Source organism: Rubrivivax soli, from assembly GCF_049810355.1.
Classification (GTDB): domain Bacteria; phylum Pseudomonadota; class Gammaproteobacteria; order Burkholderiales; family Burkholderiaceae_C; genus Rubrivivax.
Map to the genome: position 1 here is coordinate 241,264 of NZ_CP187368.1, position 25,676 is coordinate 266,939.

The following is a 25,676-nucleotide window of genomic DNA, read 5'->3' on the forward strand; positions in this document are numbered from 1 at the left end:
GGTTTTCGCCAGTTCCAGCGAGAAACACCGCGAGAAGAGAGCCCGCACCCATGGCATTGATCGTTCACAAGTACGGCGGCACCTCGATGGGGTCGACCGAACGCATCCGCAGCGTCGCGATGCGCGTTGCCAAATGGGCGCGCGCCGGCCACCAGATGGTGGTCGTGCCCTCGGCGATGAGCGGCGAGACCAACCGCCTGCTCGGCCTGGCCAAGGAACTGTCGCCCGCCGCCATGGACGCCGCGGCGCTGCGCGAGCTGGACGCCATCGCCGCCACCGGCGAGCAGGTGTCGGTGGGCCTGCTGGCGCTGGCACTGCAGGCCCAGGGCCTGCAGGCCGTGAGCTACTCGGGCTGGCAGGTGCCCGTGGCCACCGACCGCTCGTACACCAAGGCCCGCATCGAGAGCATCGACGACAAGCGCGTGCGTGCCGATCTGGCCGCCGGCAAGGTGGTGGTCATCACCGGCTTCCAGGGCATCGACGGCGACGGCAACGTCACCACGCTGGGCCGCGGCGGCAGCGACACCTCGGCCGTGGCGATCGCCGCCGCGATGCACGCCGACGAGTGCTTGATCTACACCGACGTCGACGGCGTCTACACCACCGACCCGCGCATCGTCCCCGAGGCGCGCCGGCTGTCCACCATCAGCTTCGAGGAGATGCTGGAGATGGCCAGCCTGGGCAGCAAGGTGCTGCAGATCCGCTCGGTGGAGTTCGCCGGCAAGTACCGTGTGCCGCTGCGTGTGCTGTCGAGCTTCACGCCCTGGGACATCGACATCAACGAGGAAGCGCGCTCGGGCACGCTGATCACTTTCGAGGAAGACGAGAAGATGGAACAAGCTGTCGTGTCCGGCATCGCTTTCAACCGCGACGAAGCCAAGATCACCGTGATGGGCGTGCCCGACAAGCCGGGCATCGCATACCAGATCCTGGGCCCGGTGGCCGATGCCAACATCGACATCGACGTCATCATCCAGAACGTCTCGCACGACGGTCGCACCGACTTCTCGTTCACGGTGCACCGCAACGACTACGCGAAGACGCTGGACCTGCTGAAGAACACGGTGGCACCGGCCACTGGCGCGGCGCAGGTGCTGGGCGACCCGAAGATCTGCAAGGTCAGCATCGTCGGCATCGGCATGCGCAGCCACGTGGGCGTGGCCAGCAAAATGTTCCGCACGCTCAGCGAAGAGGGCATCAACATCCAGATGATCAGCACCAGCGAGATCAAGACCAGCGTGGTGATCGACGAGAAGTACATGGAGCTCGCGGTGCGCGCGCTGCACAAGGCGTTCGATCTCGAACAGCCTGCCGCTGCGGCCTGAAAGCGGCCGAAAACTCAGGCTAGAATGCGCGTCTTCGCCGGAGTCGTGACCGAGTGGCCGAAGGTGCTCCCCTGCTAAGGGAGTATGTGGGCAAAACCTGCATCGAGGGTTCGAATCCCTCCGACTCCGCCAAGCTTGCAAGACAGTCTGCACGATTGAACGGGCCCCTCGCGGGGCCCGTTTCGTTTGGTGCCCTGGAACAGAGGGAGTGGCCGTGACCCGACTGCACACGCTGACCGCACACGAACTCGCCACCCGGCTGCAGCGCCGTGAACTCGGCGCCGAGGCCGTGCTGCGCGACTGCCTGGAGCGCATCGCCGAACGCGAGCCTGCGGTGCAGGCCTTCGCCCACCTCGATGTCGACCAGGCATTGGCCCAGGCCCGTGCGCTCGACGCCGGCCCGCTGCGTGGCCTGCTGCACGGCCTGCCGCTGGGCGTGAAGGACCTGATCGACACCGCCGACCTGCCCACGGCCTATGGCTCGGCGGTCTATGCCGGCCACCGGCCGGCGGCCGATGCCGCTGCGGTGGCCCTGGCGCGCGAGGCCGGTGCCGTGGTGGCCGGCAAGACGGTGACGACCGAGTTCGCGTATTTCCACCCCGGCGCCACGCGCAACCCGCACGCGCTGTCGCGCACGCCGATGCACACGCCCGGCGGCTCGTCCAGCGGCTCGGCCGGTGCGGTGGCCGACCACATGCTGCCATTGGCGCTGGGCACGCAGACGGCGGCGTCCATCATCCGCCCGGCCGCCTTCTGCGGCGTGGTGGGCTACAAGCCCAGCTGGGGCCGGGTGCCGCGCGGCGGCATCAAGAGCCTGTCGGAAAGCCTGGACACCGTCGGCGGCTTCGGCCGGGCCGTGGCCGACGTGGCGCTGCTCGGCGCGGTGCTGACCGGCGACGCGCGCCTGCTGCAGCCGCACGACGGCAGCACGCCGCGCATCGGCCTGTGCCGCACGCCCGAGTGGCCGCAGGCCGACGCCGACACGCAGGCCGCGTTCGCGCTCGCCGCACAGCGGCTGGGCCCCGCGGCGCAGGTGCGCGAGGCCTGGCCTGCGGCACTGCCGGATCTGGTGTCGCTGCAGAAGTCCATCATGGCCTTCGAGATGGCGCGCTCGCTCAGCCACGAGCGCACGCAGCACCGCGCGCGCCTGAGCGCCCGGCTGCTGGCGCTGATGGACGAGGGCATGGCGATCGACGGTGCCACGCACGCGGCGCACCAGGCGCAGGCCGCGTTGGCACGGCAGCAGGCACAGGTGCTGTTCGACGGCGTGGACGTGCTGTTGGCGCCCAGCGCCATCGGCACCGCGCCGGCCGGTCTGGACGCCACCGGCGACCCGCTGTTCTGCCGCGGCTGGACGCTGCTGGGACTGCCCTGCATCCACCTGCCGTTCACGCGGGGCACCAACGGCCTGCCGGTGGGGATGCAGCTGGTGGGCCGCTTCGGCGACGACGCGCGGCTGCTCGCCGCCGCCGACTGGTGCCTCAGCCGGCTGCTTGCCTAGACAACACCAACAGCAGGTTGTTGGCCGGCAGCTGCAGCCGCTCCTGCAGGCGCAGCCCGGCGGCCGACGGCCGCGGCCAGCACGTCGGGCAGGCGGCGCAGGCCCCAGGACGGATCGCGGCGCCGCAGGTCGGCATCGAAGTCCAGGTTGCTGGCCGCGGTGGGCACGCCGTCCTCGATGAACGGGCCGTAGATGCAGAGCAGGCCGGCCTGCGCCAGGTGGCGCGCTGCACCCTGCATCAGTGCCGGCGTGCTCGGCCACGGCGCGATGTGCAGCAGGTTGGCGCAGAACAGCAGGTCCACGACCGACGGCACGCCGTGCCAGACAGGTGCCGTCACGTCCAGCCGCAGCGGGGCGGCCACGTTGGGCAGGTCGCGGCACCAGGCGCGGATGGAGTCGCCGAGGCGCGGGTCGGCCTCGGTCGGCTGCCAGCGCCAGCCGGGCAGGGCAGCGGCGAAGTGCGCGGCATGCTGGCCGGTGCCGCTGGCGATCTCGAGCGCCTGGCCATGCGGCGGCAACAGCCGCTGCAGCGCAGCCAGCAGTGGCACGCGGTTGCGCTCGGCGGCGGCGCTGTGCAGGCGCAGGTCGTCGGGCGGACCCGCGTTCATGCGCTGGCGCCGGCGCGCGCGTGCAGCAAGGGCACCGCGTCGGCCACGGCGCGGCTGAGCGCGTCGCGTTCGGCCGGGTCGGCCAGGCGCTCCCGGTCGGCGTCGCCGAGCGTGCTGTCGTCGCCGCCCAGCAGCGCGATCGGCACCAGGGCCGGGCCCAGCGTGGCGTCGTCGAACAGCGGGGCCCAGGCCTCGCTGTCCAGCGCCACGGCCTGCAGGAAGCCGATGCACCAGTCCTCGGCATCGACGAGTTCGCCGTCGGGGGTCTCCGCAACACTGAACACCGGCTCCCAGGCGTCGGCGTCGCGCTGCAGCTGCTGGTGGATGGCGTGCAGGTGGCGCAGCACCAGCACGGCGGCGCGCTTGCGCTGCTTCTGGCTGGCGAACGGCGCGCTGCCGCTGCCGTCGCCGCCCCACACCACGGGCAGCCAGTCGGCGCTTCTCAGCCGCTGCAGCAGCGGCGGGCCGACCACCAGCGCGGTCAGGTAGCCGTCCAGGCCCTCGATGTTCATGGCGGTGTCGCCGGGCAGCGCCTGCAGCAGCTGGTCGAGGCTGTCGAGTTCCTCGTCGCTGAGCGGCGGGCTGTCGAGAGCGGGGTTGTAATCGGGGTAGTCCACGTCGCGATTGTCGCCGCTGCGTCAAGGCAGGCCCAGCAGGGCCTCGGCCAGCGCGATCACCGACAGCGGTGCCGACCCCTCGGCCTTGTTGTTGATGGTGACGAACGCACGGTGGCCGGCGTTCAGCGTGCCCGCCACCACGCGGGCCAGCGTCGTGCGCGTGGGCACGTCGGGCGCCTGCAGGCGGTCGAACGGCGCCCAGCGGTCGCGTGCCTGGGCATAGCGCTGGCCGCGCTGCAGGTTCCAGCGGCACACCAGGTCGCCGGGCCAGGTGGCGCGCTGCATCGGCAGCTGCGCGTCGATGGCGGGCAGGCGGTCGTGCAGGCCCAGGCAGCAGCGCACGCCATGGGAACGCAGCAACGCTGCCAGCGGCGGCGTCAGCAGCTCCGCGTCGCGCAGTTCCAGCGCCACGAGGCTGCCCGCCGGCACGGCCGGCACGACGGCGGCCAACAGGTCGGCCAGCCGCCGGTGCAACGCCGCCGTGTCGCGCAGCCAGGTCGCTGGCAGCGGCGAGAGCTGGAACACCAGCGCGCCCAGCTGCGGGCCCAGTCCGTCGACGGCCGGCTGCACGCACAGCCGCAGCGCCGCGGCCGGGTCCAGGAACTGCGGGTTGGGCTGCAGCGCGGCCCCGGTGCCGGGCGCACGCTGCACAGCGTCGCACACCAGCGCGGCCGCCTTCACGACGAAACGGAAGTGCTCCGGCACCTGGGCGGCGAGCGCCCGGTAGGTGGCGGCGTCCAGCGGCCGGTAGAACGCACGGTCCAGGCTGACGCAGCGCAGCAGCGGGTGCTGGGCGTAGGCCTGCAGACCGTGGCGGGACAGCAGCGCATCGCCATGCCGACCCTGCCACACCAGCCCCTGCCAGCCGGGAAAGTGCCACGACGAGGTGCCCAGGTGCAGCCGCCCGCCCCAGCGCACCTGCAGGGCCTGCGCCAGCGCACGCACGTGGGCGTCGGTCGCTGCCGGCAGCACGGCCGGCGCCCCGTCGAACAGCGCCCCCTGCGGCGCGCCGGCCGGCACGGCGTCCACCGCCGCTCAGTCCGCGGGGCGCTGCGGCTGCGCCAGCCCGGCCAGGAAGGACTCGATCGCCAGCCGCCCCACCGGCAGCAGGTCGAAACCCTGGGGGTCGAGCATCCAGTTCTGGATCAGCCCGTTGAGCAGCGCATGCAGGCCGATGGCCATGTGGCGCGCCGACGGTGCGCGCAGCACGTGGCCGCGCCGCTGCGCCGCGCGCAGCGTGCGTTCGAGCGCGTCGGTGTAGTCGTTGCGGATCTGCAGGTGGCGCTCGCGCACGGCGGTCAGCTCGTCGACGTACTCGATCTTGTGCGTGGCGATCTCGAACACGCGCTGCAGCTGGGCGTCGCTGGCCAGGCCGGACAGCACGCCCAGCAGGTGGTCGCGCAACGTCGTCAGCGGCGCCGGATCGTCGGCGCGGTCCAGGCGCTGCGTGGACTCGGTCTCCATCGGCAGGCAGACGCGGTCCATCATCGCGTTGAAGAGGTCGCCCTTGTCGTGGAAGTGCCAGTACACCGCGCCGCGTGTCACGCCGGCAGCGCTGGCGATGTCCTGCAGCGACGTCCCCGACACACCCTGCTGCTGGAACAGGTGCTCGGCGGCGTCGAGAATGCGCGCGCGGGTCACGAGCGCTTCTTCCTTGGTCTTGCGGGCCATCGTGCGGGCGTGTGGTGGGGATGGGCGGGGCTGGTGGAACGGCGGGAACGACTGTTGCATCGTCCGCACTGGTGCATTGCTGCCGTTGTCATCAAACATACATTCTAGACTGTATGTATACTCCGTGCCCTCCCTGGTGACACTCCGCGTGAACCCTCCTTTTGCGCTGGGTCAAACCACTCCCACTTCCGCACCTGCCCATCCCGTCCAGCTCCGCTTCGCCGCGAAGACGCGCCCATGAACAACACTCACTCCCTGCCGGCGCTGACGCTGGCCCTCCTGGTGGCCGCGGTGCTCGCGGCCTGCAGCGGCAAGGACGCCGCGAGCGGCGGCGCGCCCGGTGGTGGCATGCCGCCGCCGCCGGCCGTCGGCGTGGTCACCGTCGCGCCGCAAGCGGTGGCCCTGCAGACCGAGCTGCCCGGCCGCGTCGAGGCCCTGCGCACGGCACAGGTGCGGGCGCGCGTGAACGGCGTCGTGCTGCAGCGGCAGTTCCGTGAAGGCAGCGAGGTGCGGGCCGGCCAGCCGCTGTTCCAGATCGACCCGGCCCCCTACCAGGCCGCGCTGGCCAGCGCCAACGCGCAGCTCGCGCGTGCGCAGGCGAGCCTGGCGCAGGCCACGGCGACGGTCGACCGCTATCGGCCGCTGGCCGCGGCGCAGGCCATCAGCCAGCAGGACTTCGTGAACGCGCAGGCGACGCAGAAGAGCGCCGAGGCCGACGTGGCCGCCGGCCGCGCTGCGGTGCAGACCGCCAGCATCAACCTCGGCTACGCGCGGGTGACCGCGCCGATCGCCGGCCGCATCGGCCGTGCGCTGGTGACCGAGGGCGCCCTGGTCAGCGCCACCGAGGCCACCCAGCTGGCGCTGATCCAGCAGACCGACCGCGTCTACGTGAACTTCACGCAGAGCAGCAGCGAACTGCTGCGGCTGCGCAAGGCGCTGGCAGCCAACCAGCTGAAGGCCAGCCAGGCCGTGGACGTGCGCGTGGTGCTGGACGACGGCAGCGAGCTGCCGCGGCCGGGCAAGCTGCTGTTCAGCGACTTGACGGTGGACGCGAGCTCGGGCCAGGTGACGCTGCGTGCCGAGGTGCCCAACGCCGAAGGCCTGCTGCTGCCGGGGCAGTTCGTGCGCGTGCGGCTGTCGCAGGCCGAGCTGCCCGCGGGCTTCCTCGTCCCGCAGCAGGCGGTGACGCGCACGAACCAGGGCGACACGGTGCTGGTGGTCGGCGAAGGCAACAAGCCGGCGCCGCGCACCGTGAAGGTCAGCGCCGGGCAGGGCGGCCAGTGGGTCGTGACCGACGGCCTGAAGCCAGGCGAACAGGTCATCGTCGACGGCTTCCAGAAGATGTTCGTGCCCGGAGCGCCGGTGAACCCGGTGCCCTGGTCGCCGGCAGGCGCGGCGTCGGCCGCCGCCCCCGCGGCACCGGCAGCATCGAAGTAAGCGAGGCAGCGCACCATGGCCCGCTTCTTCATCGATCGCCCGATCTTCGCGTGGGTGATCGCCCTGTTCGTGCTGGTGATGGGCGGTGTCGCCATCACCCAGCTGCCGATCTCGCAGTACCCGCCGGTGGCACCACCGGCCATCGTGGTCTCGGCCGCGTACCCCGGTGCCTCGGCGCAGACGCTGGAAGACAGCGTGCTGGCCGTCATCGAGCGCGAGATGAACGGCGCGCCCGGCCTGATCTCGATCGAGTCGGTGTCGCAGGCCGACGGCAGCGGCACCATCACGCTGAGCTTCGAGCCCGGCACCAACGCCGACCTGGCGCAGGTGGAGGTGCAGAACCGCCTCGGCCGCGCCACGCCGCGCCTGCCGGCGTCGGTGACGCAGCAGGGCGTGCGCGTGGACAAGTCGCGCTCGAACTTCCTGCTGTTCGCCATCCTGTCGTCGAACAATCCGGCCTACGACCCGATCGCGCTCGGCGACTACGCCGCGCGCAACGTGCTGCCCGAACTGCAGCGCGTGCCGGGTGTCGGCCAGGCACAGCTGTTCGGCACCGAGCGCGCGATGCGCATCTGGGTCGACCCGGCCAAGCTGCAGGGCTTCAACCTGTCGATGACCGAGGTCACGGCCGCGATCCGCGCGCAGAACGCGCAAGTGGCTGCCGGCAGCATCGGCGACCTGCCCAACGTGGCCGGGCAGGGCATCGCCGCCACCGTGGTGGTGAACGGCCAGCTCGGCAGCGTCGAGCAATTCGGCAGCGTGATGCTGCGTGCCAATGCCGACGGCTCCACCGTGCGGCTGCGCGACGTGGCGCGCATCGAGCTCGGCGCGCAGGCCTATTCCACGTCGGCGCGGCTGAACGGCAAGCCGTCCACCGGCATCGGCGTGCAACTCTCGCCCAGCGGCAACGCGCTGGAGACGGCGGCCGCCGTGCGCGCCAAGATGGAAGAGCTCAAGCGCTACTTCCCTGAAGGCGTCGTCTACGCGATCCCGTACGACAGCTCGCGCTTCGTGAAGATCTCGATCAGCCAGGTCGCCCAGACCCTGGTCGAGGCCGTGGTGCTGGTGTTCCTGGTGATGTTCCTGTTCCTGCAGAACTTCCGCTACACCGTGATTCCCACGGTGGTCGTGCCGGTGGCGCTGCTGGGCACCTTTGCCACGCTGCTGGCGCTGGGCTTCTCGATCAACGTGCTGACCATGTTCGGCATGGTGCTGGTGATCGGCATCGTGGTCGACGACGCGATCGTCGTGGTCGAGAACGTCGAACGCATCATGAGCGAGGAAGGCCTGCCGCCGCGCGAGGCCACCGTGAAGGCGATGGGCCAGATCTCCGGCGCCATCGTCGGCGTCACGGTGGTGCTGATCGCGGTGTTCGTGCCGCTGGCTTTCTTCGCCGGCTCGGTCGGCAACATCTACCGCCAGTTCTCGGCCGTGATGGTGGCCTCGATCGGCTTCTCGGCCTTCATGGCCCTGAGCCTGACGCCGGCGCTGTGCGCCACGCTGCTCAAGCCCGTGCAGGCCGGCCACCACGTCGACAAGCGCGGCTTCTTCGGCTGGTTCAACCGTGGCTTCCGGCGCACCGCGCACGGCTACGAAGGCGTGGTCGGCCGCATGCTGGGCAAGGCCGCGCGGTATCTCGTGATCTACGCCGCGATCATCGGCGTGGTGGGCTGGGTGTACCTGCGCCTGCCGACCTCGTTCCTGCCCGCCGAAGACCAGGGCAACATGATCGTCAACGTGCAGCTGCCCCCGGGGGCCACCCAGGAACGCACCAGCGCCGTGATGACGCAGGTGGAAGACTTCGTCCTGAAGCAGCCCGAGGTGCAGAGCATGGTGGCGGTGCTGGGCTTCAGCTTCAGCGGCCAGGGCCAGAACGCAGCGCTTGCCTTCGTGACGCTGAAGGACTGGAGCGAGCGGCCCAACCCCGAGAACAGCGCGCAGGCGCTGGCCGGGCGTGCCTTCGGCGCGCTGATGGGCATCCGCGATGCCTTCATCTTCCCGCTGAGCCCGCCGCCGATTCCCGAACTGGGCACCGCCTCGGGCTTCAACTTCCGGCTGCAGGACCGCGCCGGCAAGGGGCACGACGCGCTGGTGGCCGCGCGCAACCAGCTGCTGGGCATGGCCTCGCAGAGCAAGGTGCTGACGCAGGTGCGCCCGGACGGCCTCGAGGACGCGCCGCAGCTGCAGATCGACATCGACCGCGAGAAGGCCGCCGCGCTCGGCGTGGGCTTCGACGCCATCAACGCCACCATCTCCACCGCGCTGGGCTCGGCCTACGTCAACGACTTCCCGAGCTCCGGCCGCCTGCAGCGCGTGGTGGTGCAGGCCGACGCGCCGGCGCGCATGCAGCCCGACGACCTGCTCAGGCTCAATGCCAGCAATGCCCGCGGCCAGCCGGTGCCGCTGTCGGCCTTCGCCACCACGCGCTGGGTCAGCGGGGCGATGCAGACGGTGCGCTTCAACGGCTATCCGGCCATGCGCATCGGCGGCAGCGCAGCCCCGGGCTACAGCACCGGCGACGCGATGGCCGAGATGGAACGCCTGGCGGCGCAGCTGCCGACGGGCTTCGGCTTCGAGTGGACGGGCATCAGCCGTGAAGAGAAGATCGCCGGCAACCAGGCGCTGGTGCTGTACGGCTTTGCGATCCTGGCGGTCTTCCTGTGCCTGGCGGCGCTGTACGAGAGCTGGAGCATTCCGTTCTCGGTGATCCTGGTGGTGCCGCTGGGCGTGCTGGGCGTGGTGCTGGCGACGCTGTTCCGCGGCTACGCGAACGACGTGTACTTCCAGGTCGGCCTCATCACCATCATCGGCCTGTCGGCGAAGAACGCGATCCTGATCATCGAGTTCGCGAAGGACCTGCAGGCCCAGGGCAAGAGTGCGGTGGAGGCGGCCCTGACGGCCGCGCACCTGCGCTTCCGGCCGATCCTGATGACCTCGCTGGCCTTCATCCTGGGCGTGCTGCCGCTGTTCCTGGCCAGCGGCGCGGGCTCGGCGAGCCAGCGCGCCATCGGCACCGGCGTGATCGGCGGCATGATCACGGCCGTCGTGCTCTCGGTGTTCTTCGTGCCGGTGTTCTACGTCGTCGTGCGCCGCATCTTCAAGGGCAGCGAACGCCAGCGCCGCATGTACGCCCACGAGACCGAGAACCAGAACCTCAACACCCCGATGGAGGACCGCTGAATGCGCGCCGCCCTGTCCCTGCTGGCCACCGCCGCGCTGCTGAGCGCGTGTTCGCTGGCCCCGACCTACGAACGCCCCGCGGCGCCGGTGCCGGCCGCCTTCCCGCAGCCGGCGGCCAGCGGCGGAACGGCTGCCGCCGAACTGCCGTGGACCGACTTCGTGACCGACGCGCGCCAGCGGGCGCTGGTCGACACGGCGCTGCAGAACAACCGCGACCTGCGCGTCGCCGTGCTCAACGTCGAGCAGGCGCGCGCCCAGTACGGCGTGCAGCGCGCCGACCGCCTGCCCAGCGTGGGCGCCGGCGCCTCGGGCACGCGCACCACCACGGGCGACGGCATCAGCAGCAGCTACAGCGTGGGCCTGCAGGTCACGGCCTTCGAGCTCGACCTGTTCGGCCGCGTGAAGAACCTGTCGGAGGCCGCGCTCGCGCGCTACTTCGCCACCGACGAGGGCCGCCGTGCCGCGCAGGTGGCGCTGGTCGCCGCGGTGCTGAACGCCGACCTCGCGCTGCGTGCCGACGACGAACTGCTGCAGATCACGCAGCGCACGCTGGCCTCGCGCGAAGAGCAGCTGAAGCTGGTGAAGCTGCGCTTCGACGCCGGTGCCGCGGCAGAACCGGAGCTGCGCGCCATCGAGTCGCTGGTGGCTGCGGCGCGCGCCAACGTGGCGGCGCTGCAGCGCCAGCGCAGCCAGGACCAGAACGCGCTGATGCTGCTGCTGGGCCAGGGCCTGCCCGAGAAGCTCCCCGAAGGCGCGCCGGTGTCGCAGCTGCGTTATGCCGACCTGCCGGCCGGCCTGCCGTCCGAGGTGCTGCTGCAGCGCCCCGACGTGCGCCAGGCCGAGCAGTCGCTGATCGCCGCCAACGCCAGCATCGGCGCGGCGCGCGCGGCCTTCTTCCCGCGCATCTCGCTCACCGGCAGCCTGGGCACCGCGAGCACGCAGCTGTCGGGCCTGTTCGAGAACACGGCCTGGAGCTTCACCGGCCAGGTGCTGCAGCCGCTGTTCGACGCCGGGCGCAACCAGGCCAACCTGGAAGCAACGCGCGCAGCCCGCGACATCGCCGTGGCGCAGTACGAGAAGGCGATCCAGGCCGCGTTCCGCGACGTGGCCGACGCGCTGGCCGGCCGTGCCACGCTCGGCGAGCAGCTGCAGGCCCAGCAGGCGCAGGCCGCGGCCGAGGCGCGGCGGCTGGAGCTGACCGAACTGCTGTTCCGCGGCGGCGCCGCCAGCGCGCTGGACCGGCTGGATGCCGAGCGCGCGGCCCTGGCCACCCGCCAGGCCGTGGTGCAGCTGCAGCTGGCGCAGGCGCAGAACGCGGTGCAGCTGTACAGCGCGCTGGGCGGCGGTGCAGGCGCTCCGGTGGTGCGCTGACCACACGGCAAGGGGTGCCCCGGTAGAAGCCCCGGTGGGGCTCTGCAGCTCCGGGCCGCGACAATGCGCGGTGCGTTCCTGCAGTTCCGGAGTTCCCCTTGCCCAGTGACATCGCCATCGCCCAGGCGGCGCGCCTGCGCCGCATCACCGATCTTGCACAGGACCGCCTGGGCATCCCCGACGAGCACCTGGTTCCGTACGGCCACCACAAGGCCAAGCTGTCGCTGAAGTACATCGAGAGCCTGCAGGGCAGGCCCGACGGCAAGCTGATCCTCGTCACCGCCATCAGCCCCACGCCGGCCGGCGAAGGCAAGACCACCACCACGGTGGGCCTGGGCGATGCGCTGAACCACATCGGCAGGAAGACCATCGTCGCGCTGCGCGAACCATCGCTCGGGCCGGTGTTCGGCATGAAGGGCGGGGCCGCCGGCGGCGGCTACGCGCAGGTGGTGCCGATGGAAGACATCAATCTGCACTTCACCGGCGACTTCAGCGCCATCGCGCTGGCCAACAACCTGCTGGCCGCGGCGCTGGACAACCACATGCACCACGGCAACGCGCTGGGCATCGATGCGCGCCGCATCACGTGGAAGCGCGTGATGGACATGAACGACCGCGCGCTGCGCGACATCACCGTGGGCCTGGGCGGCCCGGGCAACGGCTTTCCGCGGCAGGACGGCTTCGACATCGTCGTCGCCAGCGAGGTGATGGCCATCTTCTGCCTGGCCACCAGCCTGGCCGACCTGAAGGAGCGGCTGGGCAACATCGTCGTGGCCTACACGCGCGAGAAGACGCCGGTGCGCGCACGCGACCTGAAGGTGCACGGCGCGATGACGGTGCTGCTGAAGGACGCGCTGCAGCCGAACCTGGTGCAGACGCTGGAGAACAACCCGGCCATCCTGCACGGCGGTCCGTTCGCGAACATCGCGCACGGCTGCAACTCGGTGCTGGCCACGAAGACGGCGCTGAAGCTGGCCGACTACGTCGTCACCGAGGCCGGCTTCGGTGCCGACCTGGGCGCCGAGAAGTTCGTCGACATCAAGTGCCGCAAGAGCGGGCTGCGGCCCGACGCCGCGGTGCTGGTGGCAACCATCCGCGCGCTGAAGTACCACGGCGGCGTGGACCTGAAGGCGCTGAACACCGAGGACCTGCCGGCGCTGGAGCGCGGCCTGGCCAACCTGGAGCGGCATGTGCACAACGTGACGCAGCGCTACGGGCTGCCCTGCGTGGTGTCGATCAACCATTTCAGCGCCGACACCGAGGCCGAGCACGCGCTGCTGCGCGAGCGCGTGGGCCGCATGGGCGTGCCGGTGCTGACGGCGCGCCACTGGGCCGAAGGCGGCGCCGGTGCGGTGGACGTGGCGCGCGAAGTAGTGCGCCTGTGCGACCAGCCCAGCCGCTTCCGCTTCGTCTACGAAGACGCCGATACGCTGTGGGAGAAGCTGCGCAAGGTGGCGACCGAGATCTACGGCGCCGAGGACATCGACGCCACGCAGGCGGTGCGCGAGCAGATCCGCCAGCTGCAGCTGGGCGGCTACGGCCACTACCCGGTGTGCGTGGCCAAGACCCAGTACAGCTTCTCGACCGACCCGCAGCGGCGGGGCGCACCGGTGGGCCACGTGCTCGACATCCGCGAGGTGCGGCTGGCCGCCGGCGCCGAGTTCATCGTGATGGTCTGCGGCGACATCATGACCATGCCCGGCCTGCCCAAGCAGCCCTCGGCCGAGGTCATCGACCTGGCCGACGACGGGCAGGTGGTGGGCCTGTTCTGAGCCAGCGGCAGCAGGAGAGGCCCATGCAGGTCTGCATCATCGGCGCCGGCGCCATCGGCGGCTTCATCGGCACGCGGCTGGCCGCCGCGGGCCAGGCGCGTGTCAGCGCGCTCGCGCGCGGCGCCACGCTGCAGGCGCTGCGCACGCACGGATGGCGGCTGGAGCAGGGCGGGGCGCTGGTGCAGGCGCCCGCCACGGCCAGCGACGACGCGGCAGCGCTGGGGCCGCAGGACCTGGTGGTCATCGCCGTGAAGGGCCCGGCGCTCGAGGCCGTGGCGCAGGGCATCGCGCCGCTGCTGGGGCCGCACACGCTGGTGATGCCCGCGATGAACGGCGTGCCGTGGTGGTTCGGTCAGGGTGTGGCGGCACTGGGCGACGCGCCGCTGCGCAGCGTCGATCCCACCGGTGCCATCGGCCGCGCCATCGCCACCGAGCGCGTGGTGGGCTGCGTCGTGCACGCCAGCACCGCGACCACCGCGCCCGGGCTGGTGCAGCACCGCATGGGGCAGGGCCTGATCGTCGGCGCGGCGCAGGGGGGCCTGCAGCCGCGCGTGCAGGCCGTGGCCGAGCTGCTGCAGCACGCCGGCTTCGACGTGACGCACTCGGCCGACGTAGGACGCGACGTCTGGTACAAGCTGTGGGGCAACCTGACGATGAACCCGGTGAGCGCACTCACCGGCGCCACCGCCGACCGCGTGCTGGCCGACCCGCTGGTGCGCGCGTTCAACTCGGCGGCGATGCGCGAGGCCGCGGCCATCGGTGCGCTGCTCGGTTGCCCCATTGCGCAGAGCCCGGAAGACCGCCACGCCATCACGGCGAAGCTGGGCGCCTTCAAGACCTCGATGTTGCAGGACGTGGAAGCGGGCCGCGCCATCGAGCTCGACGCCATCGTCGGCGTCGTGCACGAACTGGGTCAGCGGCTGGGCGTGCCCACGCCGCACATCGACGCCCTGTTCGGCCTGACGCGCTTGTTCGCCCGCGTGCACGGGCTGTATCCCGAAGCCTCGGCCTGAAACGACAGCGGCGGGCCCGAAGACCCGCCGCTGTGCCCCTTACCGGCGCTTCAGACTGCCAGCGCGTCGGCCCAGATGTTGTCGGCCCAGCTCAGCGCGTAGCGGCCCTCCAACTGGTTGGCCCCCGCCGACACGCCACCCGAACCCGGCACGGTCTTGAAGGTCTTCTCGGCCGCGTCGTACTGGTGCACCGACGCCACGTGCACGACGTCGCGCGCCGTCACGAAGCTGTAGCAGGTGTTCATCACCACTGGCGTGGTGTTCACCGCCTCGCCCTTGAGCAACTGGATGATGGCCGCGGCCGCCACCTTGGCGTGCTGGTTGGCCATGTGGCCCGACTTGGGCATGGCCGGCGCCGAGAACGTGGCGTCGCCCAGCACGTGCACGCCGGGCGCCGCGGTGGACTCCATCGTCATCCAGTTCACGCCCACCCAGCGGTTGTTCACCGTGATCAGCCCCGCGCTGCGCGCGATGTCGCCGGCACGCTGCGGCGGGATGACGTTGAGCACGTCGGCCTTCACGTCCTCGAACTCCAGCTTGGCCACCTTGCCCGCCACTTCCTTCAGCTCGGCGTTCGGCCGGTACTCCACGATGCCGTCGTAGTGCTGCTTGAAGGCACGTTCGAACAACGCCTTCTTCGACTGGATCTCCGGGTTCGCGTCGAGCACCAGCACCTTGGACTTCGGCTTGGCGGCCTTCAGGTAGCTGGCCACCATGCAGGCGCGTTCGTAGGGGCCGGGCGGGCAGCGGTAGGGCACTTTCGGGATCGTCATCGCGAAGACGCCGCCATCGGGCATGGCTTCGAGCTGGCGGCGCAGCGCCACCGTCTGCGGGCCGGCCTTCCAGCTGTGGGTGATGCTGCCGTTGTCGACCGCCGCCTGCAGGCCGCCGACCTGGTCGAACATGAAATCGACACCCGGCGAGACCACCAGCCGGTCATAGGGCAGTTCGGTCCCACTGGCCAGCCGGACCTTCTTGCCGGCGGGGTCGATGGCGACGACGTCGCCCTGCACGACCTTCACGCCCACGGCCTGCAGTCCGTCGTAGCCGCGCGTGATGTCGGTCATCTGCTTGTGGCCGCCGATCACCAGGTTCGAAATCGGGCAGGAGACGAAGGCCGGGTTGCGTTCGACCAGCGTCACGTCGACGTTGCCGCCCCACAGGCGCAGGTAGCGCGCTGCGGTGGCCCCGCCGAAGCCGCCACCGACGACGACGACACGCCCGATCGACGGGCCGCCCGAGCCCATGCTGGCGCAACCGGCCAGTGACAGGCCGCCCAGGGCCAGGCCTGCGCCCAGCAGTTGGCGGCGGCCAAGCGTGGAGTGATGACGTTGTTGCATGGCGCGCGGCTTCACTTCTTGGCTGCCGGCTGGGCGGCGAAATAGTCGGCGATGAGCTTCATCTGCGCGTCGGTGTAGCCCTTGGCGATCTGGTGCATGATCGTCGCGGGCTGGTTGCCGCTGCGGTAGTCGGCCACGGCGGCGAGGATCTTCTCGGCGCTCACGCCTGCCAGAGGCTTCATGTCGCCGCGCGCATTGCCGTTGGTGCCGTGGCAGTTGGCGCAGGTGGCCGCGAGATTGCGCGCCAGGTGCGGGTCCTGGGCCTGCGCCAGCGGTGCCGCAATCAGCAGCGCGGCGGCGGCCGCGAACGCGGCCGATCGGGGGCCCGATGTGCGGGGCCTGCGGGTCGGTGTCATCGGAACGGTCTCCATGGTGATCGTCGTGCGTGTCGAGGCAGTGTCGCCAATATCCGTACTTCTGGATTTAACGTATTCCCCAATCGCGGGGCGGCCGCCAGCATAGCGGCAGGTTCTGCTGCGCGCGGCGCATGTGCTGATGCGCCGCCCGGCGTCAGACCAGCCGCTCGAGGCGCCACAGTTGGTATCGCAGCGCCAGCACCGCACCACCGACGATGCCGGCCAGCGCCAGCAGGCTGCCGATGGACAGCGTGGACACGCCCGACAGCCCCTGGCCGATGGTGCAGCCCATCGCGGTGACGCCGCCCACGCCCATCAGCACCGCGCCCACCAGGTGGTTGGCGGTGTCTTCGACGCTGCCGAAGCCTTCCCAGCGGAAGCTGCGCGTGGCCAGCGCGACGACAGCCGACCCCAGCACGATGCCGACCACGCTGACGATGCCCATCGTCAGCACCTTGCTGGTGTCGCTGTAGAACATCAGCCAGTCCAGCGCGAATCCCACCGGGGCGACCAGGCTCATCGCCTCCATGCGGCGCGAGTTGGTCGCGACGAAGACCTCTTCGAGCGTGTTCGGGTCCTCGGCGATGTAGCCCAGACGCCCCGACACCCACCACAGGGCCACGATGACGGCGCCGACGCCGATGCCGCCGAGCAGCACCTCGCCGCTGCGGCCTTCGGGCCGGCGCAGCACCCACGCCAGCAGCAGCAGGGCGATGGCCAGCCCCAGCCAGGGTGCCAGCGCCGTGGCCGAGCTGCCGAGGGCGGGTGCCAGCAGGTGCGGCAGGTCCTGGCCCGGCGGCAGGTCCACCGCGACCCGGTCGAGCGTGTTGACGCGCCACACGGCGGTCAGCCCCTTCATCGTCATGAAGCCGCTCAGGCCGAGCACGATCACCACGACCAGCGACTTCAGGTTGCCGCCACCCACGCGCACGAGGCTCTTGCTGCCGCAACCCGAGGCCAGCACCATGCCGAAGCCGAACATCAGTCCGCCCGCCAGCGCCGACAGCCACAGCAGCCGCGGCCCGCCATACACGCTGTTGCCGGCGTCCACCCATCCCAGGCCGACCATTGCGTTGAAGCCGAGCACGGCCACCGCGATCGCCAGCACCCACATGCGCATGCGCGCCCAGTCGCCCATGTTGACGATGTCGGCCACCGCACCCATCGTGCAGAAGTGCGTGCGCTGGGTCAGGGCGCCGAAGACGACGGACAGCGCGAAGGCGCTCCACAGGACCAGGGGGGCCAGGGCGGCAGGGGTGGCGGTTTCCATGCCGCAATTGTGTCTTGACCGGCAGCCAGGCCGCTGGCGCGCTTCAATATCGGTGCCTGCAAATACAATCGCACGCTTCTTCAACGCAGCGCGCCCTGCGCGCGTGACAAGCAGCGATGGACCATCCTTCGGACCAGGTGTTCGACTCCGTGGCCGAGTTGTTCTCGGTGCTCTCCACGCCCATCCGGCTGAAGATCATCAGCGCCGTGTGCGCGGGCGAGAAGAACGTCAGCGAACTGCTGGCGCAGATCGACACCACGCAGCCCAACATGTCGCAGCACCTGAGCACGCTGTACCGCAGCGGCGTGCTCGCCAAGCGCCGTGACGGCACCCAGGTGTACTACCGGTTGCAGAGCGAACGCGTGGCGACGCTGTGCCGGGCAGTCTGCATGCAGGTGGCGATGGAGCTCGACGGCGAGGCGGCACTGCCGCCGTCGGATCGCCTGCTGCCCGCGATGCGGCGCTGAGCGCCGGCTCAGCCCGAGCACTTGAAGGCCGACAGCAGCACGCCGGCACCCACGAACAGGCTGCCGAACACGCGGTTCAGCAGGCGCATCGCCGACACCGACTGCAGCGCGCCGAGCACACGCGCGGCCAGCGCCGTGTAGCCGGCCATCACGACGAAGTCGGTGAAGCTCAGCGTCAGCCCGATCACCAGGTACTGCAGCGCCAGCGGCCGCTGCAGATCGAGGAACTGCGGCACCACGGCGAGCAGGAACACGGTGCCCTTGGGGTTGACGGCGTTGATCATCCAGCCCCGCAGCACCAGCGCACGGGCCGGCACCTCGGCAGCATCGGACTGCGCCGCCGCCAGCGGCCGTGCAGGTGCCCGCCATTGCTGCACGCCCAACCAGACCAGGTAGGCCACGCCGCACCACTTGATGACCTGGAAGGCCAGCGCCGAGGTCGCGACCAGCGCGCCCAGCCCGACGCCGACGACCACCAGCTGCGTCCAGATGCCTGCCACCAGCCCGAACGTGGTCAGGTAGCCGCGGCGGAAGCCATGGTGCAGGCCGGCACTCATCGCCGCCAGCGCGCCCGCGCCGGGAGAGATGCTGATGGCCCAGGCGGCGGCGAAGAAGGCGAGCCAGGTCGAGAGTTGCATGGGGCGGCGATCATGGCACGAGGCGGGCGGGCGTTGCCGCGCCGGTCGCCACCGGTTTCGGTGCCTTGTCGCCAGCGGGATTCACTTTGTATTGGACATAATATACATCGTCGCGCATACGCCATCCTCAGATCTGTCGAAGCCGTTTACATCTGCCGGCGACAGCGGCCGGCCGGCATCCCCAAGCTCTTGATCAGGCTCAGTTTTCTCGCCGGGGCCTGCCTTTTGCTAAGGCTGACCGCCCCGGCCCGGGCACGCCCTGGTGCAACAACAACCAACAAGACCGCCGTGACACGACGACGACTCCCGCTGGCTCCGACATGGGTGGTGCTGGCGGCCACCGCCGGCTCCGCGCTGGCCGCGCCCAGCACCGAGATTCCCGGAAGGGATCCTGCGGCTGCAGGCGCCGCCCAAGGCGCTCTGCACGAGCTCTCCAACATGGCCGACAGCCAGGCACAGTCGCGCACGGTGCGGATGCTTCTGGAGATGCAGAACGCGCCGCCGCCGCTGGAAGGCACGGGGGACAGGCGGAGCGCCGAGGCCAAGGCCAGGGAAGCTGCGGCTCGGGCGGCCGCCAGCGAAGAGGTGTTGACCGAGTCGAAGCCGGACCAGGGTGCGGTGGATTGGCGATCCGGCCTGCCGGGACGCCAGATCAACAGCCAGCGGGCCGACATCGCCACGGTGTCCGTGACCCGCGACGCCCTGCCCGCCTCGCCGGCCAGGCAGGTGGCCGACGACCGCATCGACGTGCATGCGCTGATGCCGTCCCGCGTGATCGCATTCCTGCGCGAGAACCGCGTCTGGGTTCTGCTGGGCGGCCTGGTCTGCCTGGCCACCGTCTGGATGGGGGCGTCGGCGCTGTCCCAGCGCCGCCGTTGACGCACGCGCTGCCGGCGCCGCCCCCTGGGCGCGCCGGGCGCGTGCGGCCCTCACTGCGGGCTGGCGCCCGCGCCGGGCTCGAGCAGAGCGTCGTCGGTGTCGCCGTCCGTGTCGGCGCTGTCGTCGTCGGCGCGGGCGCCGGCCAGCGTGGGGCGGTCCAGCGGACGGCACAGATGGCGATTGAGCTGGCTCAGCCGCTCCGAGTTCTCGATCGCCGCCAGCACCACCTCGGGCTGCAGCATCAGCATGAACGGGTTGCGGATCGGGGTCTGGTGGGCCATCGGGACGCTCCTCACGCTGGGGATGCAGCGGATGGTTGCACTCTAGGCCGCGTGGCACCGCCCGTGCAGTCGTCCGCGCGCCAAGCCGCTTGTCGGGCGAATTCCGACAAGGCTGTCCGCCGGTCCGTGGGCGGGCAGGCCGTCAGCGTGCGAGCGCCTCCAAACGCGCGGCCAATGCGTCGCGTCCGCCGAGTCGGGCGAAGTCGGCGGCATTGAGGCCACGTTCGTTGCGCAGCGTCGGGTCGGCGCCGCGGGCCAGCAACGCCGAGGTCGCGGCCTCGTCGCCATAGCGCGCCGCCATCATCAGCGGCGTGCTGCCGTTGGGCGAGCGCGCGTCGATCGGCGCCCCACGGTCCAGCAGCAGCGTCACTGCGCGCGGTTCGGGCCCGCTGGCGGCGTAGTGCAGCGGCGTCCACCCGTCGCGCCGCAGCTGCGCGCCGCGTTCGATGAAGCGCTGCATCCAGTCCAGTCGCCCGCGCAGCGCCGCCATCATCAGCGGGGTCTCGCCAGCCGCGTTGGTCGCGTCGATGCGGGTGGCCGGGTGCGCGATCAGGGCCGCTGCCACCTTCGGCGCGTCTTCGCGCATCGCCAGGTACAGGGCCACCTGGCCGCGTTCGTCGGCCGTGTTGGGATCGAACCCCCGCGCCAGCAGCGCCGACACGCCGCTGGCGTTGTCGACGTTGACGGCGCGGAAGAAGCTCACGGCCTCGTCAGCTCGCGCCGAAGAAAGCACAAGTATCAGAACGAGATAGAAGAGATTCTTGATGTAGTTTCTCATGTCGGGTTCAGGTTCCGGGTCGGGTCGGCACGCCGAACAAGCGCTCGAAATTGGCCGTCGTCGCGGCGGCCACGGTCTCCAGCGGCACCCCCTTCAGTTCGGCCAGCCGCGCTGCGACGTGGGGCACGTAGGCGGGGCTGTTGGTCTTGCCGCGGTAGGGCATGGGCGCCAGGTACGGGCTGTCGGTCTCGATCAGGCAGCGGTCCAGCGGCACTTCGCGTGCCACTTCGCGCAGTTCCTCGGCGTTCTTGAACGTCAGGATGCCCGAGAACGAGATGTCGAAGCCCAGGTCCAGCGCCGCCCGCGCCACCGCGCGTGTCTCCGTGAAGCAATGGAACACGCCCCGCACCTGCCCTGCGCCGGCCTCGCGCAGCAGGGCCACGGTGTCGTCGCTGGCGCTGCGCGTGTGCACCACCAGCGGCAGGCCGGTGCGGCGCGCCGCCTCGATGTGCACCGCAAAGCGCGCGCGCTGCCACGCCATGTCGGCGATGCTGCGGCCGTTGAGCCGGTAGTAGTCGAGCCCGGTTTCGCCGATGGCCACCACGCGCGGCAGCGCAGCGTGCGCGCACAGGTCGTCCACGCCGGGTTCCTGCACGCCTTCGTTGTCGGGGTGCACGCCCACCGTGCACCAGAAGTTGTCGTGCGCGAGGGCCAGCGCGTGCACCTGCGGAAATTCTTCCAGCGTCGTGCAGATGCAAAGCGCGCGGTCGACCTGCGCGCTGGCCATGTCGGCGCGGATGCGCGGCAGGTCCGACAGCAGTTCGGGAAACGTCAGGTGGCAATGGGAATCGACGAACATGCGCGCGGCGCTGCTGCTGCAGGCGGTGGAATCGGTGGCCGGCGCCGGCAGGTGCCGGCGTCAGATGGTCTGCGTGGGCTTGGACGAAGAGATCGACGTGCCCAGCACTTCCTCGATCTTCACCTTGAGCACCCGGGTCTTCTCGTCGGCCGGAAACCGCACGCCGACACCCTGTGTGCGCCCGCCCGACGCATTGGCCGGGGTCAGCCAGGCCACCTTGCCGGCCACCGGGTAGCGCTGCGGGTCGTCGGGCAGCGACAGCAGCAGGTAGATGTCTTCGCCGAGCTTGTACTCGCGGGTGGTCGGCACGAACAGGCCGCCGTCCATCAGCAGCGGGATGTAGGCGGCGTACAGCGCGCCCTTCTCGCGGAACACCAGCTGGATGACGCTGGGGCGGCTGGCTGCCGCGCCGGCTGGTCCGGACACGCCGGCCGCGCCCGGCGCTGGCGGAGCCAGGCCGGCAGGGCGGGTGTTCGCACGGTCGTTCATGGCTGCAGTGTAAAGGCGCTGCGGGCCTGTGCGACCAGCGATTCCAGCAGCAGGCCTTCGTTCCACGGGTGTTCGTCGTGACGTGTCACACGCAGCAGGTCCTGTTGCCAGGCCAGCAGCGCGGGCAACCGCGCCTGGGGCACGCTGCCGTGCGGAAAGTAGCGCCCGGTGCCGCCGCTGGCCTGGGCCATCGCGTCGTGGCAGAGCTTGTGCAGCGCGTCCAGCGCCCGCGGCACCGGCCAGCCCGACAGCGCGGCGCCGTGCCCGCGCAGCAGCACACGCGGCAGCGCCGCCCAGGCGGCGGCGTCCACGCCGGCCTGCGCCAGGTCCAGCGCGTCCAGCGGCCGGCCTCCGCATGCCGCCAGCAGCACGTCGGCGCCCTGCACGCCTTGCGCCAGCAGCCAGTCCGCCGCCTCGGCCGGCGACGGCGGCGGCAGCGCCAGGCGCTGGCAGCGGCTGCGCACGGTGGGCAGCAGGTGGGCGGGGTCCGAGACGCTGATCAGCACGCGGGTGCCGGCCGGCGGCTCTTCCAGCGTCTTCAGCAGCGCGTTGCCCGCCTGCAGGTTGATGGCCTCGGCGGGGTGCATGAACAGGACCTTGCCGCGGCCGCGCGACGACGTCCGCGTGACCCAGTCGATGGCCGCCCGCACCTCGCCGATGCGGATCTGGCGGCTCGGCTTCTTGTCGTCTTCGGGCTTGTCGTCGGCCAGCATCCAGCCCAGGGCCCTGCGCTGCACTTCGGGCAGCAGCACGAACAGGTCGGGGTGCAGTTGCGACTGCACCAGGCGGCAGCTGCCGCACTGGCCGCAGGGCCGCCGCGCACCGGCCGCGGCCTCGCAGAGCCAGGCCTGGGCCAGCGTCAGGCCGAACGGCAGCGCGCCGATGCCGGGCGCGGCGTGCAGCATCAGCGCGTGGCCACGCTGCCGCGCCAGCGCGTCGGCCAGCGGCGCCGCCAGCCACGGCAGGGGCAGGCGCCCCTGCGGGTCGGCCGTCTGCGGCAGGGCAGCGCCCGCGCTCACCACCAGGCCCTGGGCCTGCACGGCGGCCAGCACCTGCGTCCACACCTGCTGCGGTGCGGGCGTGGCGTCGAGCTGCACGAAGCGCTGCGGCGCCGCCTCGGCGCGCAGTGCGTACCCCTGGCGCACGCGCTCGAAGAAGTCGGCGTCCTGGCGTTCGAAACGGTCGGGCGCACGCACCGCGGCTCGCCGTGCCGCGGCTGTTGCGCCGGGCAGGTCGAACCACAGCGTCAGGTCGGGCTGGCGGCCCTGCTGCACCCAGGCCTCGAGTGCTGCCAGCGTGTCGAGCGGGAAGCGGCGGCCCGCGCCCTGGTAGGCAAAGCTGGCATCGGTGAAGCGGTCGCACAGCACCACCGCGCCGCGGGCCAGCGCGGGCTCGATCTGCTGCTGCAGGTGGTCGCGTCGGGCCGCGAACACCAGCAGCAGTTCGGTCAGCGTGTCCATCGGCTGGTGCAGCACCAGGTCGCGCAGCGTCTCGGCCAGCGGCGTGCCGCCGGGTTCGCGCGTCACCACGACCTCGGCGCCGCGGCTGCGTAGCCAGTCGGCCAGCGGCGCGATGTGGGTGCTCTTGCCCGCGCCGTCGATGCCTTCGAAGGTGATGAAGCGGCCCGTGCTCATCGGCCGCCGCGCTGGTACTGGTTCACCGCGCGATTATGGTCGGCCAGGTTGTCGCTGAAGACGCTGCTGCCGTCGCCGCGGGCCACGAAGTACAGCGCGCGCGTCGCCTCGGGCCGCACGGCCGCGCGCAGCGAGGCCAGCCCGGGCATCGCGATCGGCGTCGGCGGCAGGCCGCCGCGGGTGTAGGTGTTGTAGGGCGTGTCGGCGATCAGGTCGCGTTTGCGCAGGTTGCCGTCGAAGGCCTCGCCCAGGCCGTAGATCACGGTCGGGTCCGTCTGCAGCGGCATGCCGATGCGCAGCCGGTTCACGAACACGCCCGCCACCTTGCCGCGGTCGGCGGCGATGCCGGTCTCCTTCTCGACGATGGAGGCCAGGATCAGTGCCTCCTCCATCGACTTCAGCGGCGTGTTGCCGTCGCGTTCCGCCCAGGCGGAGACGAGCCGGATGTCCATCGCGCGCAGCGCGCGGCGCAGCACCATCAGGTCGCTGACCCCGCGGCTGTAGACGTAGGTGTCGGGGAAGAAGCGGCCCTCGGCGGACTCGCCGGCGCGGTCCAGCGCCGCCATCAGCTCGGCGTCGGTCATCTGCGCGGTGGTGGGCTTCAGGTGCGGCGCCTTGGCCAGCGCGGCGCGCCACTGGCGCAGCGTCCAGCCTTCGATCAGGCGCACGCTTTCCAGCAGCTCGTCGCCCTGCACCATGCGCTGCAGCAGCTGCCGCGGCGTGGCGCCGGTCTCGATGGCGTAGCTGCCGGCCCGGATGCGCCGCGCCTGGCCCGACCAGCGGAACCACTCGTACAGCAGGAAGGGCGAGGTCATCACGCCGGCCTCGACCCAGCCGTTGGCGATCTCGCGTGGCGTGGTGCCGGCCTCGATCGACAGTTCCACCGTCGGCGTGGCCAGCGGCAGCGGCCGGTGCAGCCACCAGGCTGCCGCACCCGCCCCTGCTGCGGCCAGCAGCAGCAGCACCAGCAATGCACCCAACAGCCTCTTCACCATGGGCGGCGATGATAATCAGCGCATGACAGCCGCCACCTCGCAAGCCCAGCAGCACGGCGCCGTGCGCCTGACCGACTGGGGCGTGATCCGCGCTGCGGGCGAAGACGCCCGCAGCTTCCTGCACGGCCAGCTGACGCAGGACACGCTGCACCTGGACGACCACACGGCGCGGCTGGCCGGCTACTGCTCGGCCAAGGGCCGCCTGCTCGCCAGCTTCGTGCTGTGGCAACGCGGGCCCGCCGAGGTGCTGCTGGCCTGCAGCGCCGACCTGCTGCCGCAGACGCTGAAGCGGTTGTCGATGTTCGTGCTGCGCGCCAAGTGCAAGCTGTCGGATGCCAGTGCCGACGTGCCGCTGCATGGCATCGTCGGCGGCGATGCGGCCGGCCCGGTGTGGAGCCGCAGCACGCAAGGCACGGCCGACCTGGTGCGGCTGCCCGACGCCGCAGGCCACGTGCGCCACCTGTGGGCCGGCGCCGAGGCGGGCGCCGCGCCCGCCCTGCCCGCGACCGATGCCGACCTGTGGCGCTGGCTCGAGGTGCACAGCGGCGTGCCGCGCATCGTGGCCGCCACGGCCGAACAGTTCGTGCCGCAGATGGTGAACCTGGAAGTGGTGGGCGGTGTCAACTTCCAGAAGGGCTGCTACCCCGGCCAGGAGGTCGTGGCCCGCAGCCAGTACCGCGGCACGCTCAAGCGCCGCGCCTTCCTGTTCGACACGGATGCGGCGGCCAGCGCCGGCCAGGAGCTCTACGCCGCCACCGACCCCGACCAGCCGGCCGGCATGGTCGCCGCAGCCGCCCCGGCGCCCGACGGCAGCGGGCGCCATGCGGTGCTGGCCGAGACCAAGATCGCGGCGCTCGACGCCCCGCTGCACCTGGGCAGTGCCAGCGGCCCGCTGCTGCGCCCGCGCGCCCTGCCCTACGCGCTGCCGACCGAAGCCTGACCGGCCTGCCGCGCACCGTGCGCCACTACGTGTACTACCGCGTGCCCGAGGCGCAACTGCAGGCTGCGCTGGCGGCGCTGCGCCCCCTGCATGCCGAACTGCGCCGTGCTGGCACTGCGGTGGAACTGCTGCGCCGGCCCGGCGCGCCGCGCGGCCTGGTGACGCTGATGGACGTGTACAGCGCAGACGACCCCACGGCGGCGCGCTTCGAAGCGCGCGCCGCGGCGGCACTGGCGCCGTGGCTGGACGGGTCGCGCCACGTCGAACAATTCGAGCCGGTGGCCTGATGGGCCCGCGCCCGGTGCCGCCGCCGGC

At 71.4% G+C, this 25,676-nt stretch carries 25 protein-coding genes, 1 tRNA gene and 1 pseudogene; 12 read left to right on the forward strand and 15 right to left on the reverse strand.

Annotation, left to right across the window (positions count from 1 at the left end):
- Positions 1-50 precede the first annotated feature (50 nt).
- From ACPOLB_RS01090 to ACPOLB_RS01100, 3 genes are all read left to right on the forward strand, one after another.
- Positions 51-1,325: an aspartate kinase gene (locus tag ACPOLB_RS01090; RefSeq protein WP_425259451.1), complete on the forward strand. Its 1,275-nt coding sequence runs from the start codon at positions 51-53 to the stop codon at positions 1,323-1,325.
- Positions 1,326-1,364: 39 nt separating this feature from the next.
- Positions 1,365-1,457 (forward strand) — tRNA-Ser (locus ACPOLB_RS01095).
- 82 nt (positions 1,458-1,539) lie between these two features.
- Complete coding sequence (locus tag ACPOLB_RS01100; RefSeq protein WP_425259452.1) at positions 1,540-2,826, forward strand: amidase; 1,287 nt, start codon at positions 1,540-1,542, stop codon at positions 2,824-2,826.
- Here the strand turns inward: ACPOLB_RS01100 and ACPOLB_RS01105 are convergent.
- Genes ACPOLB_RS01105 through ACPOLB_RS01120 form a run of 4 tightly spaced genes read right to left on the reverse strand, consistent with a single transcriptional unit; the run spans position 2,823 to position 5,722 of the window.
- Positions 2,823-3,434 carry a DUF938 domain-containing protein gene (locus ACPOLB_RS01105; protein WP_425259453.1) on the reverse strand — a complete coding sequence of 204 codons (612 nt, stop codon included), beginning with the start codon at positions 3,432-3,434 and terminating at the stop codon, positions 2,823-2,825. The two genes, ACPOLB_RS01100 and ACPOLB_RS01105, sit on opposite strands and share 4 nt — an antisense overlap.
- Positions 3,431-4,051, reverse strand: coding sequence for a UPF0149 family protein (locus ACPOLB_RS01110; RefSeq protein WP_425259455.1), 621 nt, complete (start codon positions 4,049-4,051; stop codon positions 3,431-3,433). Before ACPOLB_RS01110 ends, ACPOLB_RS01105 begins: the two co-directional genes overlap by 4 nt.
- A gap of 21 nt (positions 4,052-4,072) precedes the next feature.
- On the reverse strand, positions 4,073-5,080 hold the full coding sequence (locus tag ACPOLB_RS01115) for a DUF72 domain-containing protein (RefSeq protein ID WP_425259456.1): 1,008 nt from the start codon (positions 5,078-5,080) through the stop codon (positions 4,073-4,075).
- 6 nt (positions 5,081-5,086) lie between these two features.
- Positions 5,087-5,722, reverse strand: coding sequence for a TetR family transcriptional regulator (locus ACPOLB_RS01120; protein WP_425259457.1), 636 nt, complete (start codon positions 5,720-5,722; stop codon positions 5,087-5,089).
- Between the two features lie 237 nt (positions 5,723-5,959).
- On the opposite strand from ACPOLB_RS01120, the gene ACPOLB_RS01125 reads away from it, so the two are divergent.
- From ACPOLB_RS01125 to ACPOLB_RS01145, 5 genes are all read left to right on the forward strand, one after another.
- Complete coding sequence (locus tag ACPOLB_RS01125) at positions 5,960-7,159, forward strand: efflux RND transporter periplasmic adaptor subunit (protein ID WP_425259458.1); 1,200 nt, start codon at positions 5,960-5,962, stop codon at positions 7,157-7,159.
- 15 nt (positions 7,160-7,174) lie between these two features.
- Complete coding sequence (locus ACPOLB_RS01130) at positions 7,175-10,339, forward strand: efflux RND transporter permease subunit (RefSeq protein WP_425259459.1); 3,165 nt, start codon at positions 7,175-7,177, stop codon at positions 10,337-10,339.
- Complete coding sequence (locus ACPOLB_RS01135) at positions 10,340-11,710, forward strand: efflux transporter outer membrane subunit (protein WP_425259460.1); 1,371 nt, start codon at positions 10,340-10,342, stop codon at positions 11,708-11,710.
- Between the two features lie 98 nt (positions 11,711-11,808).
- Positions 11,809-13,482, forward strand: coding sequence for a formate--tetrahydrofolate ligase (locus ACPOLB_RS01140; protein WP_425259461.1), 1,674 nt, complete (start codon positions 11,809-11,811; stop codon positions 13,480-13,482).
- 23 nt (positions 13,483-13,505) lie between these two features.
- On the forward strand, positions 13,506-14,495 hold the full coding sequence (locus ACPOLB_RS01145; protein WP_425259462.1) for a 2-dehydropantoate 2-reductase: 990 nt from the start codon (positions 13,506-13,508) through the stop codon (positions 14,493-14,495).
- Positions 14,496-14,545: 50 nt separating this feature from the next.
- Here ACPOLB_RS01145 and ACPOLB_RS01150 read toward each other — a convergent pair whose 3' ends face one another.
- From ACPOLB_RS01150 to ACPOLB_RS01160, 3 genes are all read right to left on the reverse strand, one after another.
- Positions 14,546-15,835, reverse strand: coding sequence for an FCSD flavin-binding domain-containing protein (locus ACPOLB_RS01150; RefSeq protein ID WP_425259463.1), 1,290 nt, complete (start codon positions 15,833-15,835; stop codon positions 14,546-14,548).
- 11 nt (positions 15,836-15,846) lie between these two features.
- On the reverse strand, positions 15,847-16,191 hold the full coding sequence (locus ACPOLB_RS01155; protein WP_425259464.1) for a c-type cytochrome: 345 nt from the start codon (positions 16,189-16,191) through the stop codon (positions 15,847-15,849).
- Between the two features lie 154 nt (positions 16,192-16,345).
- Positions 16,346-17,461: a YeeE/YedE family protein gene (locus tag ACPOLB_RS01160; RefSeq protein WP_425259465.1), complete on the reverse strand. Its 1,116-nt coding sequence runs from the start codon at positions 17,459-17,461 to the stop codon at positions 16,346-16,348.
- A 116-nt stretch (positions 17,462-17,577) separates the two neighbouring features.
- Between ACPOLB_RS01160 and ACPOLB_RS01165 the strand changes: the two genes are divergently transcribed.
- Complete coding sequence (locus tag ACPOLB_RS01165) at positions 17,578-17,928, forward strand: ArsR/SmtB family transcription factor (protein ID WP_425259466.1); 351 nt, start codon at positions 17,578-17,580, stop codon at positions 17,926-17,928.
- Positions 17,929-17,936: 8 nt separating this feature from the next.
- On the opposite strand, the gene ACPOLB_RS01170 is transcribed toward ACPOLB_RS01165, so the two are convergent.
- A complete protein-coding gene (locus ACPOLB_RS01170; RefSeq protein ID WP_425259467.1) occupies positions 17,937-18,566 on the reverse strand; it encodes a LysE family transporter in 630 nt (209 codons plus the stop codon).
- Positions 18,567-18,854: 288 nt separating this feature from the next.
- Here ACPOLB_RS01170 and ACPOLB_RS01175 point away from each other — a divergent pair, with 288 nt between their 5' ends.
- Positions 18,855-19,445: a hypothetical protein gene (locus tag ACPOLB_RS01175; RefSeq protein ID WP_425259469.1), complete on the forward strand. Its 591-nt coding sequence runs from the start codon at positions 18,855-18,857 to the stop codon at positions 19,443-19,445.
- A 50-nt stretch (positions 19,446-19,495) separates the two neighbouring features.
- On the opposite strand, the gene ACPOLB_RS01180 is transcribed toward ACPOLB_RS01175, so the two are convergent.
- From ACPOLB_RS01180 to mltG, 7 genes and pseudogenes are all read right to left on the reverse strand, one after another.
- On the reverse strand, positions 19,496-19,726 hold the full coding sequence (locus ACPOLB_RS01180) for a hypothetical protein (protein ID WP_425259471.1): 231 nt from the start codon (positions 19,724-19,726) through the stop codon (positions 19,496-19,498).
- Positions 19,727-19,868: 142 nt separating this feature from the next.
- Positions 19,869-20,504: an ankyrin repeat domain-containing protein gene (locus tag ACPOLB_RS01185; protein ID WP_425259472.1), complete on the reverse strand. Its 636-nt coding sequence runs from the start codon at positions 20,502-20,504 to the stop codon at positions 19,869-19,871.
- A 7-nt stretch (positions 20,505-20,511) separates the two neighbouring features.
- A complete protein-coding gene (locus ACPOLB_RS01190) occupies positions 20,512-21,303 on the reverse strand; it encodes a TatD family hydrolase (protein ID WP_425259473.1) in 792 nt (263 codons plus the stop codon).
- Positions 21,304-21,363: 60 nt separating this feature from the next.
- The gene (locus tag ACPOLB_RS01195; RefSeq protein ID WP_425259474.1) at positions 21,364-21,792 is read right to left on the reverse strand and encodes a PilZ domain-containing protein; all 429 of its coding nucleotides are present in this window, start codon (positions 21,790-21,792) and stop codon (positions 21,364-21,366) included.
- Positions 21,789-22,697 carry a DNA polymerase III subunit delta' gene (locus ACPOLB_RS01200; protein WP_425261992.1) on the reverse strand — a complete coding sequence of 303 codons (909 nt, stop codon included), beginning with the start codon at positions 22,695-22,697 and terminating at the stop codon, positions 21,789-21,791. The genes ACPOLB_RS01195 and ACPOLB_RS01200 overlap by 4 nt, the downstream gene beginning before the upstream one ends.
- A gap of 120 nt (positions 22,698-22,817) precedes the next feature.
- A pseudogene (tmk, locus tag ACPOLB_RS01205) lies at positions 22,818-23,426 on the reverse strand (dTMP kinase); the annotation flags it as partial.
- On the reverse strand, positions 23,423-24,418 hold the full coding sequence (gene mltG, locus ACPOLB_RS01210) for an endolytic transglycosylase MltG (protein WP_425261993.1): 996 nt from the start codon (positions 24,416-24,418) through the stop codon (positions 23,423-23,425). The gene mltG and the pseudogene tmk, both read right to left, overlap by 4 nt.
- Positions 24,419-24,443: 25 nt before the next feature.
- Between mltG and ACPOLB_RS01215 the strand changes: the two genes are divergently transcribed.
- Positions 24,444-25,361 (forward strand): YgfZ/GcvT domain-containing protein, encoded by a 918-nt coding sequence (locus ACPOLB_RS01215; protein ID WP_425259475.1) that lies wholly within the window; start codon positions 24,444-24,446, stop codon positions 25,359-25,361.
- Between the two features lie 17 nt (positions 25,362-25,378).
- On the forward strand, positions 25,379-25,648 hold the full coding sequence (locus tag ACPOLB_RS01220) for a DUF4936 family protein (protein ID WP_425259476.1): 270 nt from the start codon (positions 25,379-25,381) through the stop codon (positions 25,646-25,648).
- The last annotated feature ends 28 nt before the right edge of the window (positions 25,649-25,676 follow it).

Coding starts and splice junctions, on each gene's coding strand:
- ACPOLB_RS01090 (WP_425259451.1), top strand. CDS start 51: ATGGCATTGATCGTTCACAAGTACGGCGGCACCTCGATGGGGTCGACC.
- ACPOLB_RS01105 (WP_425259453.1), bottom strand. CDS start 3,434: ATGAACGCGGGTCCGCCCGACGACCTGCGCCTGCACAGCGCCGCCGCC.
- ACPOLB_RS01120 (WP_425259457.1), bottom strand. CDS start 5,722: ATGGCCCGCAAGACCAAGGAAGAAGCGCTCGTGACCCGCGCGCGCATT.
- ACPOLB_RS01125 (WP_425259458.1), top strand. CDS start 5,960: ATGAACAACACTCACTCCCTGCCGGCGCTGACGCTGGCCCTCCTGGTG.
- ACPOLB_RS01130 (WP_425259459.1), top strand. CDS start 7,175: ATGGCCCGCTTCTTCATCGATCGCCCGATCTTCGCGTGGGTGATCGCC.
- ACPOLB_RS01135 (WP_425259460.1), top strand. CDS start 10,340: ATGCGCGCCGCCCTGTCCCTGCTGGCCACCGCCGCGCTGCTGAGCGCG.
- ACPOLB_RS01145 (WP_425259462.1), top strand. CDS start 13,506: ATGCAGGTCTGCATCATCGGCGCCGGCGCCATCGGCGGCTTCATCGGC.
- ACPOLB_RS01150 (WP_425259463.1), bottom strand. CDS start 15,835: ATGCAACAACGTCATCACTCCACGCTTGGCCGCCGCCAACTGCTGGGC.
- ACPOLB_RS01155 (WP_425259464.1), bottom strand. CDS start 16,191: ATGACACCGACCCGCAGGCCCCGCACATCGGGCCCCCGATCGGCCGCG.
- ACPOLB_RS01160 (WP_425259465.1), bottom strand. CDS start 17,461: ATGGAAACCGCCACCCCTGCCGCCCTGGCCCCCCTGGTCCTGTGGAGC.
- ACPOLB_RS01165 (WP_425259466.1), top strand. CDS start 17,578: ATGGACCATCCTTCGGACCAGGTGTTCGACTCCGTGGCCGAGTTGTTC.
- ACPOLB_RS01170 (WP_425259467.1), bottom strand. CDS start 18,566: ATGCAACTCTCGACCTGGCTCGCCTTCTTCGCCGCCGCCTGGGCCATC.
- ACPOLB_RS01180 (WP_425259471.1), bottom strand. CDS start 19,726: ATGGCCCACCAGACCCCGATCCGCAACCCGTTCATGCTGATGCTGCAG.
- ACPOLB_RS01185 (WP_425259472.1), bottom strand. CDS start 20,504: ATGAGAAACTACATCAAGAATCTCTTCTATCTCGTTCTGATACTTGTG.
- ACPOLB_RS01190 (WP_425259473.1), bottom strand. CDS start 21,303: ATGTTCGTCGATTCCCATTGCCACCTGACGTTTCCCGAACTGCTGTCG.
- ACPOLB_RS01195 (WP_425259474.1), bottom strand. CDS start 21,792: ATGAACGACCGTGCGAACACCCGCCCTGCCGGCCTGGCTCCGCCAGCG.
- ACPOLB_RS01200 (WP_425261992.1), bottom strand. CDS start 22,697: ATGCTGCACGCCGCGCCCGGCATCGGCGCGCTGCCGTTCGGCCTGACG.
- ACPOLB_RS01215 (WP_425259475.1), top strand. CDS start 24,444: ATGACAGCCGCCACCTCGCAAGCCCAGCAGCACGGCGCCGTGCGCCTG.